Below are 15151 nucleotides of genomic sequence, written 5' to 3' on the forward strand. Positions count from 1 at the left end.
CCGTCACGCCTTGTTTTTTTCGACGAAGCGGATGGCGTCGCCAACGGTCAGGATCGTGCTTGCGGCGGAATCTGGAATTTCCACCCCGAATTCCTCTTCGATTTCCATGACGATCTGAACGGTCTCGAGCGAATCCGCACCGAGATCGTCAGCAAAACTGGCCTCGTCCACGATGGTGGCAGGGTCTGCGCCAAGCTGGTCCACGATGATTTTTCTGATACGTTCTGCAATGGTGGACATGGTGAGACTCCGCGAAAGTTGCCTGCCGTCGAACGCCGCCACATCTGAATTTGCGCCGAAGATATCCAAGCGAAATCAAGCTGAAGTTTCGAAAGGACAGGGCACAGAGTCAAAGGTTCGGAAGATCGATGACATCCGGACGTAGCACGCCTTTCGCAGCCGCGAAAGGGTGTCGATCACCCGTTAGTATTCCATAATAATATGGGACGTTCGCCACGTTAAACAGTTTGTGACTGGCAGCGGTGAACCGCAACGCGGTAAAGCTCGTTGCCTGTGAACCTTAAATCCGTCAGCCACACCGAGCCTCATGCCATGGTCCAGTCGTCTCCGGAACGCTTCATATTGCTCGACGGCATAAGGGGCGTGGCCGCTCTTTTCATCGTCCACCGCCACGCCGAGGATCTGTTCGGAAAAAGCACGGCTTCGAGCTATCTCGCCGTGGATCTGTTTTTTGCGCTTAGCGGTTTTGTGCTCGCGCATGCCTATAGCCGGAAACTGGCCGAAGGCGCGATTACGCCAGGCTTTTTCATGAAGGCGCGCTTCGCACGTCTTTATCCTCTTTATGGGCTGGCGCTGGTCCTGATGGCGGCCTATTTCATCTGCCTCTACGTGCTGGGCCTGCCGACGCCGATCGACGATCTGCATCGTCCCATCGATCCCGGCGAGCTTGCTTTCGCCTTGGTAACGGGGCTGCTCTTTTTGCCGGCACCCTTCACGCTCACCCTGAACGGCGCGCTGTTTCTCGTTAGCCCGGCATGGTCGCTTTTCAACGAGTTGGTGGTGAATGCGTTTTACGCCCGCTTCGGTGTCCGGGCTACGACGAAACAGACCGTCGCGGTGCTCATTGTCAGCGCCCTTGTGCTGATGATGGCCGCCGCCGAGTTCGGCCGTTTGCATGCCGGTTTTCGCTGGCATGAAATGTATGCCGGCATGGGGCGGGTGTTCTTCTCGTTTTTTGCCGGCGTGCTGATTTACCGTTTCCGCAATCGCGTACCGCAGTTGAAACCCTTTCAGGCGGCGCTTTGCCTTCTGCTGGTCTGTTTCATTCTGGCCGTGCCGATGTCGCGCGAGCTTCGGCCGTTCTTCGATCTTGCGGTTGTCCTCATCGTCTGGCCGCTGCTGCTGTTCGTCGCCAGCAAGACGGTTCCGGGGCGCGGGGTGGGAATGGTCTCGGTGTTTCTCGGCACGGCGTCCTATGCGGTCTATGTGCTGCATATTCCGCTTCTGGCCTGGACGGAGCTTCTGATCCCCGCGGTACACCGGGAAAACCTCGCTTTGCCGGCCGGCATTGTTTTCCTCATCGGCACGACGTGCGTGTCATGGTGGCTGACGGTCCATTACGATCAGCGCGTTCAGAAATGGCTGAAGAACCGGTTGAGAAAGCGGAGCGAAATCCGCCAGCCGGTATGACCCTGCCTCGCGGCTGAAAACCTCAATAATGGGCGAAAATCGGGGCAGTCAGCACAAAAGCTGCGACGAGGCTGATGATCGTCAGTTTCGCCGCTCGCATGCGGCGCATTTTGCGGCCGCTCCAGTCATACGTCATACTCACCTCCACGCAGACGCAAAACTTACCGGCATGGGAAACAACCGAAGTCTGGCGAAGACCGGTCATGGTCCCGCAACGCATCGGATGCACATTCCATACCCAAGCTTCCCGGGACGCTCCTGATCGCGCGCGGGACGCTCAATTTCAGTGTTGCCTGATATACGGCTTTTGCCAAGCCGTTATTTTCATCGGTGATTTTGAAGGAAGCCCATCACCGGTAAAGAGGCGGCAGGCCCTGAATGGCGTAACGCGGCAGCGGTTTCCACGGTTTGACGCGTTCATGTTTGTGAACGCCGAACAGGAACAGCATTTCCTCCGAAATATCGGCAGGGTCGGTCAAGCCATCCTGAAAGAGCTGGATCACCTTGCGGGCGGCACTGTTGTAGAGAATGACTTCGTCATCCATGGTGTGGCTGTCATAACCGAGACCTTCCAGCACTGACTGGAGCATTTTCAGGTCCTGCGATGTGATGATGCAATTTTCATATGCGGAAGACATGACGTCCTCCTTTCCTGTGGGGGTCAAAAAGCCGGAGCGTCGCGCTATCGTCCAGAGGCGGTGCGGGGACGCTTCAACGCCTTGAAACGCGGGCGACGTCAGGGAAACCGTTTCCGGCCCGTGCCGTCATGCATGTCGCGTGAATTCCGGATCGTTCCCGCCGGACAACGGGCGGGACAGGGCTGGGGGTGCAACAGGCCTGACGGCGGCAACGCCCTTTAATTACCGATGAAAAAGCCTGCGCTGATTAAGGGGAATAGGCAAGTTAATTCCGTTGACGACGGCGGAAGATGCAGCAGCCGCTGCCGCAGGCAACAAAAAAGGCCGGGGCAATATTGCACCGACCTTCCTCATATCGCTCTCAACACCCGTGCCAGTACATCCGTGGTCAAAAGTCTGAAGCGACTAAAACAACTGCGAACGTCGATTTCATTCGCGCTCACCAGCAGTTGCCATGTGAGCTGTTTAAATGGGCAATGTGGCCAAAACAAGTCCGGTATCCATGGCGGTGCTTTTATTCGCCGTGACATGCCAGCCCGCACGACGCCTATTTCTTTTTGGCATCCGCTGTCGTGGCGTTTGCGAACTTGACCTGCGAACCGGCGGGCGGCGCGGCAGGTGCTTTCGTCTTGTCCTTCTTCGGTTTGCGGATTTCCTTGTTGCTGCGCAATTGACCCTTGGCCATGGTGTCCTCCTCCTGTTGGATTGATACGGCCTCGAGCGGCTATGAGACAATCCGTTCAAGGCCCGTTCGACCGGGCGATGCTGGAGATCCGGCCAGTCAGTTCTTGCCGGATCGTTTTTTTGCGGAAACCGGCGCGTCGGCGATAATCGTCGCTTCCTGTGCTTCGCGAAGCTGGCGAAGGCGTTCCGTTTTGCGGGCGCGCTGGTCGGCCTCGGCGTTTATGATCTGCTTTGCGGCGTTATCCGTCAATGACGCCCTGTCCTGTGCGGATAGTTTGCCGGGTTTGAAAAAAGTTTCCTTTGACGCGGCCATGGCATTCTCCTTTATGGAAGAGCGGTATCGGACGGCTGGCGGGGGCGGGTAACCTTTTTGGCGGCAGGCAGCAGCCCTTCGCGGACGCGCTTTTTCCCTGGCCCAAAAACAAAAGGCCGGGCTTTGACCCGACCTCTCACAATCATTCTAACCGGCAGCCAGTACATCCGTGGTCTGCGGGGTCAAATGACGAATATCAAGCTGCCTGAAGGTTATCAGCCGAGCTTTTGCCGGACCGACGGTCCTGGACGATCTCGTAGCTGATCTTCTGGCCGTCGTTCAGCGAACGCATGCCGGCGCGCTCAACAGCGGAAATGTGAACGAAAACGTCCGCGCCGCCATTGTCAGGCTGAATGAAGCCGAAGCCCTTGGTGGCGTTGAACCACTTTACAGTACCAGTGTTCATAACGATTTCCTTTCGTAGAATCGTTGTGGTTCCCGCGATACCTTGCGGGATAAGATCGATTATTTGAGAGGAAATCCGACGGGGAACACAGCGTTCCAGAACGACGTCACAAGCAATGGTCGATGAGGAAAATATAGGCGCAATTTTTGATTTTGCAATGGGCCCTGAAGGAAAAAGCGCCGGCGAGCGACCGCTCATCGGCTAAGTATCTGGTTCACGGCGCTATTTCCCGCTGACCCAAACGTGCGCCCGGTCTGGCGCGGCCTTTGGTCTCGCGCGCATCAACCTCCGCCGGGAGACACGTCTTTCGCGCCGTCATCCGGCAGGCTGCCCGCGCCCGGCGTCTTGTCATAGTCGGTGAGGGACGGTTTGGCGTGCGGGCCGGCGGGAGGAATGTCGTTCGGGCTGGAAGGCCCTTTGTCGACTGTTTTCGGCTTCGTTTTCTTCGTCATGTCGCGTCCTCCTTTTAAAGGGAAAACGCAGGGGAAAAGGTGCGGGTTCCGTTTCCACGCCGCGCGGGCGCGCTTTTCCGCCGTCAGCGGCGGGAACGCGGCTTTTTCTCTTCCCGGTTCATATCTCGCCCGACCCATTTGAAAAATACGACGAGGCTGACGCCGATGATGATGAGCGGAACGAAGGATTCAAAACTGGACATGACTCACTCTTTCTTCCCCCGGCGACCATTTTACCGGCATGGAAGAAGCGCGTAATCTGCGGAATATCGTCCGTTCTTTTTTGGCAATTGCCGTCTGCGGCCCAGCTGCCGATGGGCCGCAGACGAAGGCGGTTAAACCGGCAGCGATTTCACCGCCGCCGTGCCGCCTTCACGGGCGCTTTTCAGCGCCGCCACGCCTGTCAGAACGGACATGGCGCCGGCGCGCGAACCCGCCCGCTGCCGCAGCCGGTCGTTGGAGCCGGGCTTGAAGATCATGTCGCGCATGCGGTTGTCGCCGCCATAATGGCCGCCCGGCTCATGCGGCACCCAGATATGTTCGACACCGCCGCCGAAGCTTTTCACCAGCAGGATTTCATCGGCCGGCGGTTCCGTCCAGGGCTGCTTTTCATACTGGCGCATCTCGATGCGGCCCTTATGGCCGTTGAAGGCGATGTGATGGCCCTCGATCGGCATATAGGTGTTGAGCGAATAGGAAACCTGCACGCCACTGGCATAACGGATCGAGGCGCTCATCGTGTCGGGAATGTCGATCTCCTCGCGGAAGACGCAGGCATCGCGCACATAACCGTCCACCGCCGAAGGGTCTTCATAAAGCGCATCGAGAAAAGGATCGGCGCCGAGATCCATGAAATAATCGCACTCGCTTTTGTGCGGACAGGTGCGACAGCGCGTTCCCCGGAACGGACCGTTCTTGCCATAATGCAGCAATTGCCCGAAACCCTTTACTTCCACGGGATCGGAATCGAGATACCAGTTCAAGAGATCGAAATGGTGGGTCGCCTTGTGCACGAACAGGCTGCCGGAATGTTCGGTGAAGGCGTGCCAGCGGCGGAAATAATCCGCGCCGTGCTGGTTATCGAGATACCAGTGGAAATCGACCGAAGTGACGGTGCCGATGGCGCCTTCGTCGATCAGCTCCTTGATGCGGGCGGCGGTGGGAGAGAAACGGTAATTGAAGGAGACGTCGACCCGGCGGCCGCTTTTGGCCTCCGCCGCGCGAATGCGGTCGATCTTTTCCGGGGTGGTGGTCATGGGCTTTTCGCTGATGACATCGGCCCCGCCTTCGAGCGCGCGGATGATGATGTCGTCATGGGTGTCGTCAGGTGTGCAGACGATCACCAGTTCGGGTCGCTGCTCCTCCATCATCCGGTCGAAATCGTCGTAAAGCGGCGCGTTCGATCCCATCATGGCGCGGGCGCGTTCGGCGCGCATCAGGTTCAGGTCGCAAATGCCGACCAGTTCGACATAGTCGCTCCAGCCGGCCAGCAATTCGCGGCCCCACATGGTGGTGCCGCGATTGCCGGTGCCGACCAGCGCATAGCGTTTGCGTTTCACCTTTTCAGGCATTGTCTCTCTCCCGGATAATCAACAAACAGTCTTGAAACGCTCGACCACGGTGGCGAGGACCTCGTCCATCGGGCGCGCCTGCCAGCGATGCGAAAAGATTTCCACTTCCTGCGGGCCGTGGAAGCCGGCGGCCTCGATCATGGCGCGAAATGCCTTCAGGTCAATCACGCCGTCACCCATCATGCCGCGATCGTTGAGAGGATCGGTGGTCGGCACCAGCCAGTCACAGATATGGTGGGCGAGAATTTGCCCGTTTCTGCCCGCACGCGCCACCTGTTCCTCCAGTTCCGGGTCCCACCAGACATGGTAGACATCGATGGCGACGCCGGTGCCAGACCCCAGCCTGTCGCAGAGATCGAGCGACTGTTTCAGCGTGTTGAAGCAGGCGCGGTCGGCGGCATAAAAGGGATGCAGCGGTTCGATGGCGAGCGGTACGCCGGCGGCCCGCGCATAGGGAAGAAGCTCGGCCATGCCGTCCTCCACCATCTGCCGTGCGCCTTTCAGGTCGCGTGAGCCTGCGGGCAGGCCGCCCACGACCAGCACAAGGCAATCGGCCTTCATGGCGGCTGCCTCATCGACGGCGCGTTTATTGTCCTCGATGGCGAGGCGGCGGCCTTCCGCATTGGGCGCGGGGAAAAAGCCGCCCCGGCAATGGCCGCTGAGGCGCAGCCCGTTCTGTTCGACAATGCGGGCGGCTTCAGCAAGGCCAACGCCATGCACCTGCTCGCGCCAGGGCGAGATGGCGGTGATGCCATGGGCAAGGCAGGCATCGACGATTGTGCCGAAGTCTCCGCCCTGCCGCACGGTGGCGAAATTGATGGAAAGGCCTTCAATGCTCATCTCGGTATCTCCCCTTATTTTGCTTCACCCGATGCCACGGACGGCCAGAAACGCCTTCATGCGATGCGTTGCCAGATCCGGCTCGGCCAGCACATTGGCCTTGTCCGCAAGCCGGAAAAGCTCGGCGAAATGCTGCGTGGAGCGGGTGCTTTCCTGCCCGCCGACCATGGTGAAATGGCTCTGCAACCCGTTGAGATAGGCGAGGAACACCACGCCGGTCTTGTAGAAGCGGGTCGGGGCCTTGAAGATATGGCGCGATAACGCCACCGTCGGCTCCAGAATATCGAAGAACTCGTTGTCCGCGCCGCGCTTCAGGCTGGCCAGCGCTTTCGAAGCAGCTGGCGCTATGGCGTCGAAAATGCCGAGCAGCGCGTCCGAATGGCCCTTCTCGTCACCGGCGATCAGTTCGGCATAGTTGAAATCGTCACCGGTATACATGCGTACCCCGGCGGGCAGGCGGCGGCGCATGACGATTTCCTTTTCCTTGGAGAGAAGCGAAATCTTGATGCCGTCGATCCTGTCGGCATTCTCTTCGATCATGGCAAGGCAGGTTTCCATCGCCGCCATGTGGTCGCCAGCCCCCCAATAACCCTCAAGCGCCGGGTCGAACATTTCGCCCAGCCAGTGGATCACCACTTTCTGGTCGGCATGGGATAGAACCCTGGCATAAGCCTTGAGATAATCATCCGGCGAACGGGCGGCAGCGGCCAGAGCGCGGCTCGCCATCAGGATCACGCGTCCGCCTTCTCCCTGAACAAAATCAAGCTGTTCGAGATAAGAGTCGACAATCTGGTTCAGGTCGTAACCGCCGCCATTCAGATGATCGGTGCCGACGCCGCAGGCGATCAGCGCATCCTTGCGGCTGGCCGCCTCCTTCAGCGAACGGGAAATCAGTTCCTGCGCCTGCGGCCATGCGAGCCCCATGCCGCGCTGCGCCGTATCCATCGCCTCGGCGACACCGAGGCCGAGGTCCCAAAGGCGGTGACGGAAACGTAAGGTGGCGTCCCAGTCGATGGCGGGCGTCAGCCACGGATCGTTATCGGCAAGGGGATCGGCCACCACATGGGCGGCGGCGAAGGCGACGCGGTTGAAATCCGCGGCACTTCGTTTCTCAACCGCGACCGGCGTGCCGGATAATTTGTAGACCTCGATGCTGCGGTCGTCCTTCGGAAGCTTGAGTTCGCTCACCGTCGCCTCCTCAGGAAAGGGCGGGAACGTCGAGCCAGCGGCGTTCCTTCCAGGATTTCAGTCCAAGCTCCGCAAGCTGTACGCCCTTCACGCCTTCCATGAGGCCATAGGGCCACGGGTCGTTGTCGACGAGGTGGCGCACGAACATTTCCCACTGCGCCTTGAAGCCGTTGTCATAAACGACATTGTCCGGCACTTCCTGCCAGGTCTTGTAGAAATCGATGGTCTGCGGCTGATCGGGGTTCCACACCGGCTTCGGCGTGTTGGTGCGGTGCTGGGTAAAGCATTTTGTCAGGCCCGCCACCGCCGAACCATGGGTGCCGTCCACCTGAAAGGTCACGAGGTCGTCGCGGCGCACCCGCACCGCCCATGAGGAGTTGATGTGGGCGATCACGCCGCCTTCCAGCTCGAAAGTGGCATAAGCGGCATCGTCGGCATCCGCCTTATAGGCTTTGCCCTGCTCATCGAAACGTTCCGGAATATGGGTCGCGCCGAGGCAGCTCACCGATTTCACCGGACCGAACAGGTTGTCGAGCACATAACGCCAGTGGCACAGCATATCGAGAATGATGCCGCCGCCATCCTTCAGACGGTAGTTCCAGGAGGGGCGCTGCGCCGGCTGCCAGTCGCCTTCGAAAACCCAGTAACCGAACTCGCCGCGCACCGAGAGGATTTTGCCGAAAAAGCCGCTGTCGCGCAGCATGGCGAGCTTGCGAAGGCCCGGCAGGAACAGCTTGTCCTGCACCACGCCGTGCTTGATGCCGGCGCTTTCGGCCAGCCGTGCAATGGCCAGCGCCTCTTCCATCGTGTCGGAAATCGGCTTTTCGCAATAAACGTTCTTGCCCGCCTTGATGGCTTTCTCCAGCAGGCTGCCGCGCATCTGCGTCGTGCCGGCATCGAAGAAAAGCGTATCGTCAGGGTTTGCCAATGCGGCGTCGATGTCGGTCGTCCAGCGCGCGACATTGTGCTTTCTGGCGATTTCCTCGATCTTCGCGCCGTTGCGGCCGACCAGAATGGGGTCGAGCATGACCCTTTCGCCGTTCTTCAACAGCACGCCGCCCTGATCGCGAATGGCGAGAACGGAGCGCACGAGATGCTGGTTGTAACCCATGCGGCCGGTGATGCCGTGCATGATGACGCCGATACGTTTCATGAATTTCCTCCCAAGGCGGCCTCTTCCCGAAAGCCGCTTCCGTCAAACATGGCAATTTGTAACCATTTGGTTATTTGTGGTCGTGAAGGATGCGATCTGTCAAGGTGTTTTTGACAGGAAAAATTCATGGCCTGACGACGGTTGCGTTTTCGCGTTTCCACCGCGCCGCAAAAGAAAACGACGCGCTTCGCGGATGCGAATGGCGCGTCGTCGCTGTTGTTAAAGAGGAATTCGGTTTGGCCGGCTCAGACCGGCCGCACTGCAGCAAGCAGGGTGTCGACGATATGCTGGCCCCAGCGTTCGAGTTCGGCGGGGTCTGTCAGGTCGCGCTGGAAGATGGTCGACAGCGTGAACCGGTTCGAAAGATAAAAAGCGCCGAGCGAAGCGATGGTCAGATAGACGTCGATCGGATCGAGGCCGTCACGGAATTCGCCCGCGTTGCTGCCGCGCCGCAGAACGTCTTCCAGCTCCGAAATGAAGTTCGAATGCATCGCCGTAATCGTCGGGGATTGCCTGAGATAGCGGGCTTTATTGAGGTTTTCCGTGGCGAGGATGCTGAGGAATTCGGGGTGGTCGAGGAAGTAGTGCCAGGTGAAAAGCGCAAGCTCGCGCAAGCCCTCCGAAGGGGCCTTGCGGGCCAGGTCAAGCCGTCTCTCGGTGTGGCGGATATGGCGGTAGGCGTCTTCCAGAACGGCGAGATAAAGCGCATCCTTGTCGCCAAAATAATGGTAGATCATCCGCTTGTTGGTGCCGGCGCGGCGGGCGACGACATCGATTCGAGCCCCCGCCAGCCCCTTGGCGGCCACCTCGCGGCGGGCGGCTTCGAGAATGGCGGCGCGCGTTCTTTCCGGGTTTCGCACCTGTGTCGTCGCGCGCTTGCGCTTGGGTGACGGCGTTTTCTCCATGGCCGCATCGGGGGTCGGATCGGACGGCTGGTTTTTTGTCGTTTCTTCCATTTCAGCACCCGCTTGACAATGTTTGCGATCAGTGTTCCCATGTAACCAATTAGTTATAAAACGGCAAGTGTCGTTTACGTTCATCATCAATTGGCAGTCAATAGGGAGGAGTTGCCAATGCCCGTGATGCTTCAGAGGAGAGGTGTGCTTTCAGCGGGGCTTGCGGCCCTGTCGCTTGCAACACTGGGAGGTGGTTCAGCGCAGGCCCAGGCCGCGCGCCTTCGCATGTTGTGGTGGGGGTCGCAGGAGCGCGCCGACCGCACCAACAAGGCGATAGCAGCCTATAAGCAGGTCAAGCCGGATCTCGATATTGCCGGCGAATTCGCAGGATGGAGCGATTATTGGCCGCGCCTTGCCACGCAGGTTGCGGGCCGCAATGCGCCCGATCTGATCCAGATGGATTATCGCTATATCTTCGAATATGGCCGTCGCGGCGCGCTGGCGCCGCTGGACGATTATATCGGCAAGAGCCTGAAGATCGAGGATTTCGGCAAGATGAACATCGATTCCGGCCGGGTCGATGGCAAGCTTTACGGCATCAATCTCGGCGTCAATTCAAGCGCCGTCTTCTTCGACAAGGCGGCCTGGGAAAAATCCGGTGCGACACCGCCGGCGATCGGCCAGACCTGGGAGGAGTTTGCCGAAAACGCCGCCAAGCTCAGCAAGAACAAGCCGAAGCCCGGCTATTACGCCACGGCCGATGCCAGCGGCGTGGAGCCTAGCTTCGAGAACTGGCTGCGCCAGAACGGCAAGTCGCTTTACACGCAGGATGGCGGTATCGGCTTCGATCCTGCCGATGCGACCAAGTGGTTCACTTTGTGGGCGGATTTGCGCAAGAGCGGCGCCTGTGTGCCGGCCGATGTGCAGGCGCTCGACCAGCTCAACATCGAAACCAACCCTTTGACGACGGGCAAGGCGGCAACGGCATTCGCCCATTCCAACCAGTTCGTCGGTTATCAGAAGCTCAACAAGTCCAAGCTTGCCATAAGCTCCTATCCGAAGAGCACGAAGGATGGCCCTTCCGGCCATTATCTGAAACCCTCCATGCTTATCAGCGTCGCCAATGGCAGCGCCGGCATCGAGCAGGCCGTCGGTTTCATCAACTTCCTTGTGGCTGAACCGCAGGGCATCGATATTCTCGGCGTCGAGCGCGGCGTTCCGGCCTCGGAATCCATGCGTAGCCAGTTGAGCAGCAAGCTCGACGAGGTCAGCAAGACGATGGTGGACTATATTGCCGAGATTACCCCCGGCGTCGGCGATCTGCCGCCGGCGCCGCCTCCGGGCGCGGGCGAATTCGCCTTCGTCCTCAAACGCACGGCGGAGGAAATCGGCTTCGGCAAGATCACGCCGGAAGAGGGCGGTGACCGCCTCGTCAAGGAATCCGAAACCGTTATCAAACGGAAGTGATGGTTTATGGCCTTTCGATCTGAAACTCTTGTGGGGGAGAGCCGTGGCGCGGCTCTCCCGAAGCGGGGCGGCGTGAAGCGGATTTTCGACCGCAACATTCACGCCTACCTGTTTCTGCTGCCCTGGCTGATTGGCTTTTTCGGCCTCACCCTCGGTCCCGCGCTTGCGTCTCTTTATCTGTCTTTCACCAATTACGACCTGTTGCAGTCGCCGGACTGGGTGGGGGCGGCCAATTATGTGCGCATCGCCACGGCCGACCCGAAATTCGCCGCGGCCATGCAGGTCACCTTTACCTATGTGCTGCTGTCGGTGCCGCTGAAGCTGATCTTCGCGCTGCTGGTCGCGCTCGCCTTCAACCGCGGCATCAAGGGCCTGACGCTCTATCGGGCGATCTTCTATCTGCCGTCGCTGCTGGGTTCGAGCGTCGCGATTGCCGTGCTCTGGCGCCAGCTTTTCGCCTCTGACGGTCTCGTCAACATGATCCTGTGGCAGGCCTTCGGTTATGAAGGGCCGAGCTGGATTTCCAATCCGGATTATTCGATCTACACGCTGGTCATCCTGTCCGTCTGGCAGTTCGGTTCGCCGATGATCATCTTCCTCGCGGGTCTGAGACAAATCCCGCAGGACATGTATGAGGCCGCCGAAATCGACGGTGCGAGCAAGGTGCGGCAGTTCTTCCGCATTACCCTGCCGCTTTTGACGCCGGTGATCTTCTTCAACGCGGTGATCCAGACCATCGATGCCTTCAAGGCTTTCACGCCCGCCTTCATCATTTCCGAAGGCACCGGCGGGCCGATCAACTCGACGCTGTTCTACACGCTTTATCTCTACCAGGAAGCCTTCGGTTTCTTCCGCATGGGTTATGCCTCGGCGCTTGCCTGGATTTTGGTGATCATCATCTCGCTGTTCACGGCCTTCTCGTTCCTCAGCGCGAAATACTGGGTGCACTACGATGACTGATGCTGTTACCGCCCCCCGGCCGGGCCAGGGCCCGCAACGTTCGCCGCTGAAATCGGTGATGCTCCACACGGCGCTGATCGTCGCGTCCTTCGCGATGCTCTATCCGATCCTGTGGATGATATCGGGTTCCTTCCGGCCGCAGGACGAGCTGTTCGGCTCTTCCTCGCTCATTCCCTCGGCGGTGGATGTCGGCGGATATATTCGCGGCTGGACCGGGCTGCAGGTGAGCTTCGGACAGTTCTTCTGGAACTCCTTCTTCATCTCGGTGCTTGCCACCATAGGAAACGTGGTCGGTTGCTCGCTCGCGGCCTTCGCTTTTGCCCGGCTTCGCTTCGGAGGGCGCAATTTCTGGTTCGCGCTGATGCTCGGCACGCTGATGCTGCCCTATCACGTCGTGCTCATCCCGCAATATATCCTGTTTCTGGAAATGGGCTGGGTGAACACCTCGCTGCCGCTGATCGTGCCGAAATATCTGGCGACGGACGCCTTCTTCATCTTCCTGATGGTGCAGTTCTTCCGCGGCATCCCGCGCGAGCTGGACGAGGCGGCTGTCATGGATGGCTGCTCGCCCTTCCGCATCTACTGGAAGATCATGCTGCCTTTGTCGCTGCCGGTTCTCGCGACGGCCGCTATCTTTTCCTTCATCTGGACCTGGGACGATTTCTTCGGGCCGCTGATCTATCTGAACGACATCAACACCTACACCGTGCAGCTCGGCCTCAGATCCTTCGTGGATTCCACCGGCAGCTCGGACTGGACCTCGCTTTTCGCCATGTCCAACCTGTCGCTGGTGCCGGTCTTCCTGTTCTTCCTGTTCTTCCAGCGGTTGCTGATCGAAGGTATCGCCACCACCGGAATGAAACGCTGAACGGAACCCGGATCGGGAACGCATTTTAAGACAATCAACACTGTCGCTGCCGCCCTGCATGCGGCGTGACAGTCGGGAGAAACAGCATGGCAAGCAGCATTACGCTCGAAAAAATCGTCAAGCGGTTCGGCGCCTTTCCGGTCGTTCACGGCATCGATCTCAAGATCGAGCCGGGCGAGTTCACCGTTTTCGTCGGCCCCTCGGGCTGTGGCAAATCTACGCTTCTGCGCATGATCGCGGGGCTTGAGGAAATCTCCGAAGGCGATCTGCGTATCGATGGCGAAAGGGTCAATGAAACCGCCGCCTCCAAGCGCGGCATCGCCATGGTCTTCCAGTCCTATGCGCTTTATCCGCATATGAGCGTCTACAAGAACCTCGCCTTCGGTCTGGAAACGGCGGGTTACAAGAAACCGGAAGTACAGGCGCGGGTGCAGAAAGCCGCCGATATCCTGCAGATCGGCCCGCTGTTGCAGCGCAAGCCGAAGGCGCTTTCGGGCGGCCAGCGCCAGCGTGTCGCCATCGGCCGGGCCATCGTGCGCGAACCGAAAATCTTCCTGTTCGACGAGCCGCTTTCCAACCTCGATGCGGAACTGCGCGTGCAGATGCGCGTCGAAATCGCCAAGCTGCACCAGACGCTCGGCAGCACAATGATTTATGTGACGCACGACCAGGTGGAAGCCATGACCATGGCCGACAAGATCGTCGTGCTGCGCGACGGCCGCATCATGCAGGTCGGCCGCCCGCTCGATCTCTACAACAACCCGGCCAACCAGTTCGTCGCCGGTTTCATCGGCTCGCCGAAGATGAATTTCCTCTCCGCGAAAGTGGCGTCAGGCGACAGTTCCAACCGCACCATCGAGGTCGCCGGTCAGCGTATCGTGCTGGAAAAACCGGTCGCCGCGCAACAGGGCGAACCGCTAACCTTCGGCGTGCGCCCGGAACATGTGAACCCGCAGGCGCAATCGGCCTCGCTGGGTGAGGCCTCCATCCAGCTCGTCGAACATCTCGGCGGCTCAACGGTGGTCTACACTGCGACCCCCGACGGCCAGCCCGCCACCGTGCTGCTGGACGGCCAGCGCCATATCCGCATCGGTGAGACCATTCCCTTTGCATTCGATCTTTCGAAGACGCATCTGTTCGGGGCGGATGGGCGGCGGATATGACACTTGTATTTAGCGTCTAAAGTAGATGACAAGAGAAAAGCCCCCTTCAGTCATATTGGCTTTGCAGGCCTTTTCGAGCGATTGCGTGCTTACGCGATGAAGAGGTTCTTTCGCGACCAAAGACTTCGGTAAGCTGCATCTCGAGCCGAGGGCACAGTGCGTCGATGATGATCGTGAAGAACAAAGGTGGACGCACGTGGCAAGGTCCGATTGCGTAACGAGGAAAATCTGTCCAGTGTGAAAGTTAAGACTGGAGAGACGAATGCTGAGATTATGGCAGCGCATCACATATTATCGTCATCGTAGTGAGCTTTGGGCGCTTAACAAGGCGCAGCAGATGCCGCTCGTGGCAGGCTTTCCAATCTCGTTGGTGGTCTCATTTTGGTGGTTTGTTATGGCGACGCCAGTGATGCTGCCGCATATAATATTGCAAGCTTACTCCAAGAGTGCTGCGACAATTTTCTTGTTGATCACTGGTCTTCCCCTACTTCTAGCGATCGTTTTAGCGATGCCTTGGTTTTTCAGCTGGCAAGGAATTGCGGCAGGTCTGATGTCGGGTCGATCTGAGGCAGCGAGGAAAAAGGAACAAGTCTTAATGTATGCAATTGACGCCTATAGGGCGAAGTGAGTTTAACGTCTGCGTGCCTGCTGGTTCTCGGCGATTTGGCAAAGATGGTAGGCGTCAATTTCGAGATTCTGGCCATCCCATTTTACGCTCGCACCATAATCTGCAATTGTCGCGGTTTTCCAGATGTCCTCCGATAGTAGTGGAGCCAGTAATCCTCCACCGGTGGCGATCCACCCTGTCAGATCAGCAGACGACTGGCCGCCGTCTCCCCATTCAATCGTGAGCAAGCCATGAGGTTTCGCTGTAATGCTTTTGACCCGTGGTATAATAACCT

At 58.9% G+C, this 15151-nt stretch carries 17 protein-coding genes; 6 read left to right on the forward strand and 11 right to left on the reverse strand.

Translation table 11 applies throughout. The annotated features are described in order from the left end of the window. Positions 1 to 3 precede the first annotated feature (3 nt). Positions 4 to 240 (reverse strand): acyl carrier protein, encoded by a 237-nt coding sequence (locus I3J13_RS19350; RefSeq protein WP_003520197.1) that lies wholly within the window; start codon positions 238 to 240, stop codon positions 4 to 6. A 312-nt stretch (positions 241 to 552) separates the two neighbouring features. Between I3J13_RS19350 and I3J13_RS19355 the strand changes: the two genes are divergently transcribed. Continuing rightward, positions 553 to 1650, forward strand: coding sequence for an acyltransferase family protein (locus I3J13_RS19355; RefSeq protein WP_196379857.1), 1098 nt, complete (start codon positions 553 to 555; stop codon positions 1648 to 1650). A 350-nt stretch (positions 1651 to 2000) separates the two neighbouring features. Here I3J13_RS19355 and I3J13_RS19360 read toward each other — a convergent pair whose 3' ends face one another. The 10 genes from I3J13_RS19360 to I3J13_RS19405 all read right to left on the reverse strand — a co-directional run bounded on the left by I3J13_RS19360 (position 2001) and on the right by I3J13_RS19405 (position 9851). Then, positions 2001 to 2288, reverse strand: coding sequence for a hypothetical protein (locus I3J13_RS19360; RefSeq protein WP_080854724.1), 288 nt, complete (start codon positions 2286 to 2288; stop codon positions 2001 to 2003). A gap of 547 nt (positions 2289 to 2835) precedes the next feature. After that, the gene (locus I3J13_RS19365) at positions 2836 to 2973 is read right to left on the reverse strand and encodes a hypothetical protein (RefSeq protein ID WP_020809401.1); all 138 of its coding nucleotides are present in this window, start codon (positions 2971 to 2973) and stop codon (positions 2836 to 2838) included. A gap of 96 nt (positions 2974 to 3069) precedes the next feature. Further along, positions 3070 to 3285 carry a hypothetical protein gene (locus I3J13_RS19370; protein ID WP_020809402.1) on the reverse strand — a complete coding sequence of 72 codons (216 nt, stop codon included), beginning with the start codon at positions 3283 to 3285 and terminating at the stop codon, positions 3070 to 3072. A gap of 196 nt (positions 3286 to 3481) precedes the next feature. After that, positions 3482 to 3691, reverse strand: a complete 210-nt coding sequence (locus tag I3J13_RS19375; RefSeq protein WP_003520191.1) for a cold-shock protein — start codon at positions 3689 to 3691, stop codon at positions 3482 to 3484. A 281-nt stretch (positions 3692 to 3972) separates the two neighbouring features. Further along, positions 3973 to 4143 (reverse strand): hypothetical protein, encoded by a 171-nt coding sequence (locus I3J13_RS19380; protein WP_020809249.1) that lies wholly within the window; start codon positions 4141 to 4143, stop codon positions 3973 to 3975. Positions 4144 to 4478: 335 nt separating this feature from the next. Beyond that, entirely contained in the window at positions 4479 to 5714 is a 1236-nt protein-coding gene (locus I3J13_RS19385) for a Gfo/Idh/MocA family protein (RefSeq protein ID WP_196379858.1), read from the reverse strand. Between the two features lie 18 nt (positions 5715 to 5732). After that, entirely contained in the window at positions 5733 to 6554 is an 822-nt protein-coding gene (locus I3J13_RS19390) for a sugar phosphate isomerase/epimerase family protein (RefSeq protein ID WP_196379859.1), read from the reverse strand. A 24-nt stretch (positions 6555 to 6578) separates the two neighbouring features. Then, complete coding sequence (locus I3J13_RS19395; protein WP_196379860.1) at positions 6579 to 7742, reverse strand: DUF993 family protein; 1164 nt, start codon at positions 7740 to 7742, stop codon at positions 6579 to 6581. Between the two features lie 10 nt (positions 7743 to 7752). Continuing rightward, positions 7753 to 8895, reverse strand: coding sequence for a Gfo/Idh/MocA family protein (locus tag I3J13_RS19400; RefSeq protein ID WP_059757130.1), 1143 nt, complete (start codon positions 8893 to 8895; stop codon positions 7753 to 7755). A gap of 245 nt (positions 8896 to 9140) precedes the next feature. Continuing rightward, positions 9141 to 9851 carry a TetR/AcrR family transcriptional regulator gene (locus tag I3J13_RS19405; RefSeq protein WP_078053611.1) on the reverse strand — a complete coding sequence of 237 codons (711 nt, stop codon included), beginning with the start codon at positions 9849 to 9851 and terminating at the stop codon, positions 9141 to 9143. A gap of 117 nt (positions 9852 to 9968) precedes the next feature. On the opposite strand from I3J13_RS19405, the gene I3J13_RS19410 reads away from it, so the two are divergent. The 5 genes from I3J13_RS19410 to I3J13_RS19430 all read left to right on the forward strand — a co-directional run bounded on the left by I3J13_RS19410 (position 9969) and on the right by I3J13_RS19430 (position 14877). Further along, entirely contained in the window at positions 9969 to 11258 is a 1290-nt protein-coding gene (locus I3J13_RS19410; RefSeq protein ID WP_059757133.1) for an ABC transporter substrate-binding protein, read from the forward strand. Between the two features lie 6 nt (positions 11259 to 11264). Then, the gene (locus I3J13_RS19415; RefSeq protein WP_003520181.1) at positions 11265 to 12218 is read left to right on the forward strand and encodes a carbohydrate ABC transporter permease; all 954 of its coding nucleotides are present in this window, start codon (positions 11265 to 11267) and stop codon (positions 12216 to 12218) included. Then, the gene (locus tag I3J13_RS19420) at positions 12211 to 13086 is read left to right on the forward strand and encodes a carbohydrate ABC transporter permease (protein WP_059757136.1); all 876 of its coding nucleotides are present in this window, start codon (positions 12211 to 12213) and stop codon (positions 13084 to 13086) included. The genes I3J13_RS19415 and I3J13_RS19420 overlap by 8 nt, the downstream gene beginning before the upstream one ends. A gap of 86 nt (positions 13087 to 13172) precedes the next feature. After that, entirely contained in the window at positions 13173 to 14249 is a 1077-nt protein-coding gene (locus tag I3J13_RS19425) for an ABC transporter ATP-binding protein (protein ID WP_003520178.1), read from the forward strand. Between the two features lie 262 nt (positions 14250 to 14511). Continuing rightward, positions 14512 to 14877, forward strand: a complete 366-nt coding sequence (locus I3J13_RS19430) for a hypothetical protein (protein WP_020809241.1) — start codon at positions 14512 to 14514, stop codon at positions 14875 to 14877. The last annotated feature ends 274 nt before the right edge of the window (positions 14878 to 15151 follow it).

The sequence above is a fragment of the Agrobacterium leguminum genome, from assembly GCF_015704895.1.
In the GTDB taxonomy this organism is placed as follows: Bacteria; Pseudomonadota; Alphaproteobacteria; order Rhizobiales; family Rhizobiaceae; genus Agrobacterium; species Agrobacterium leguminum.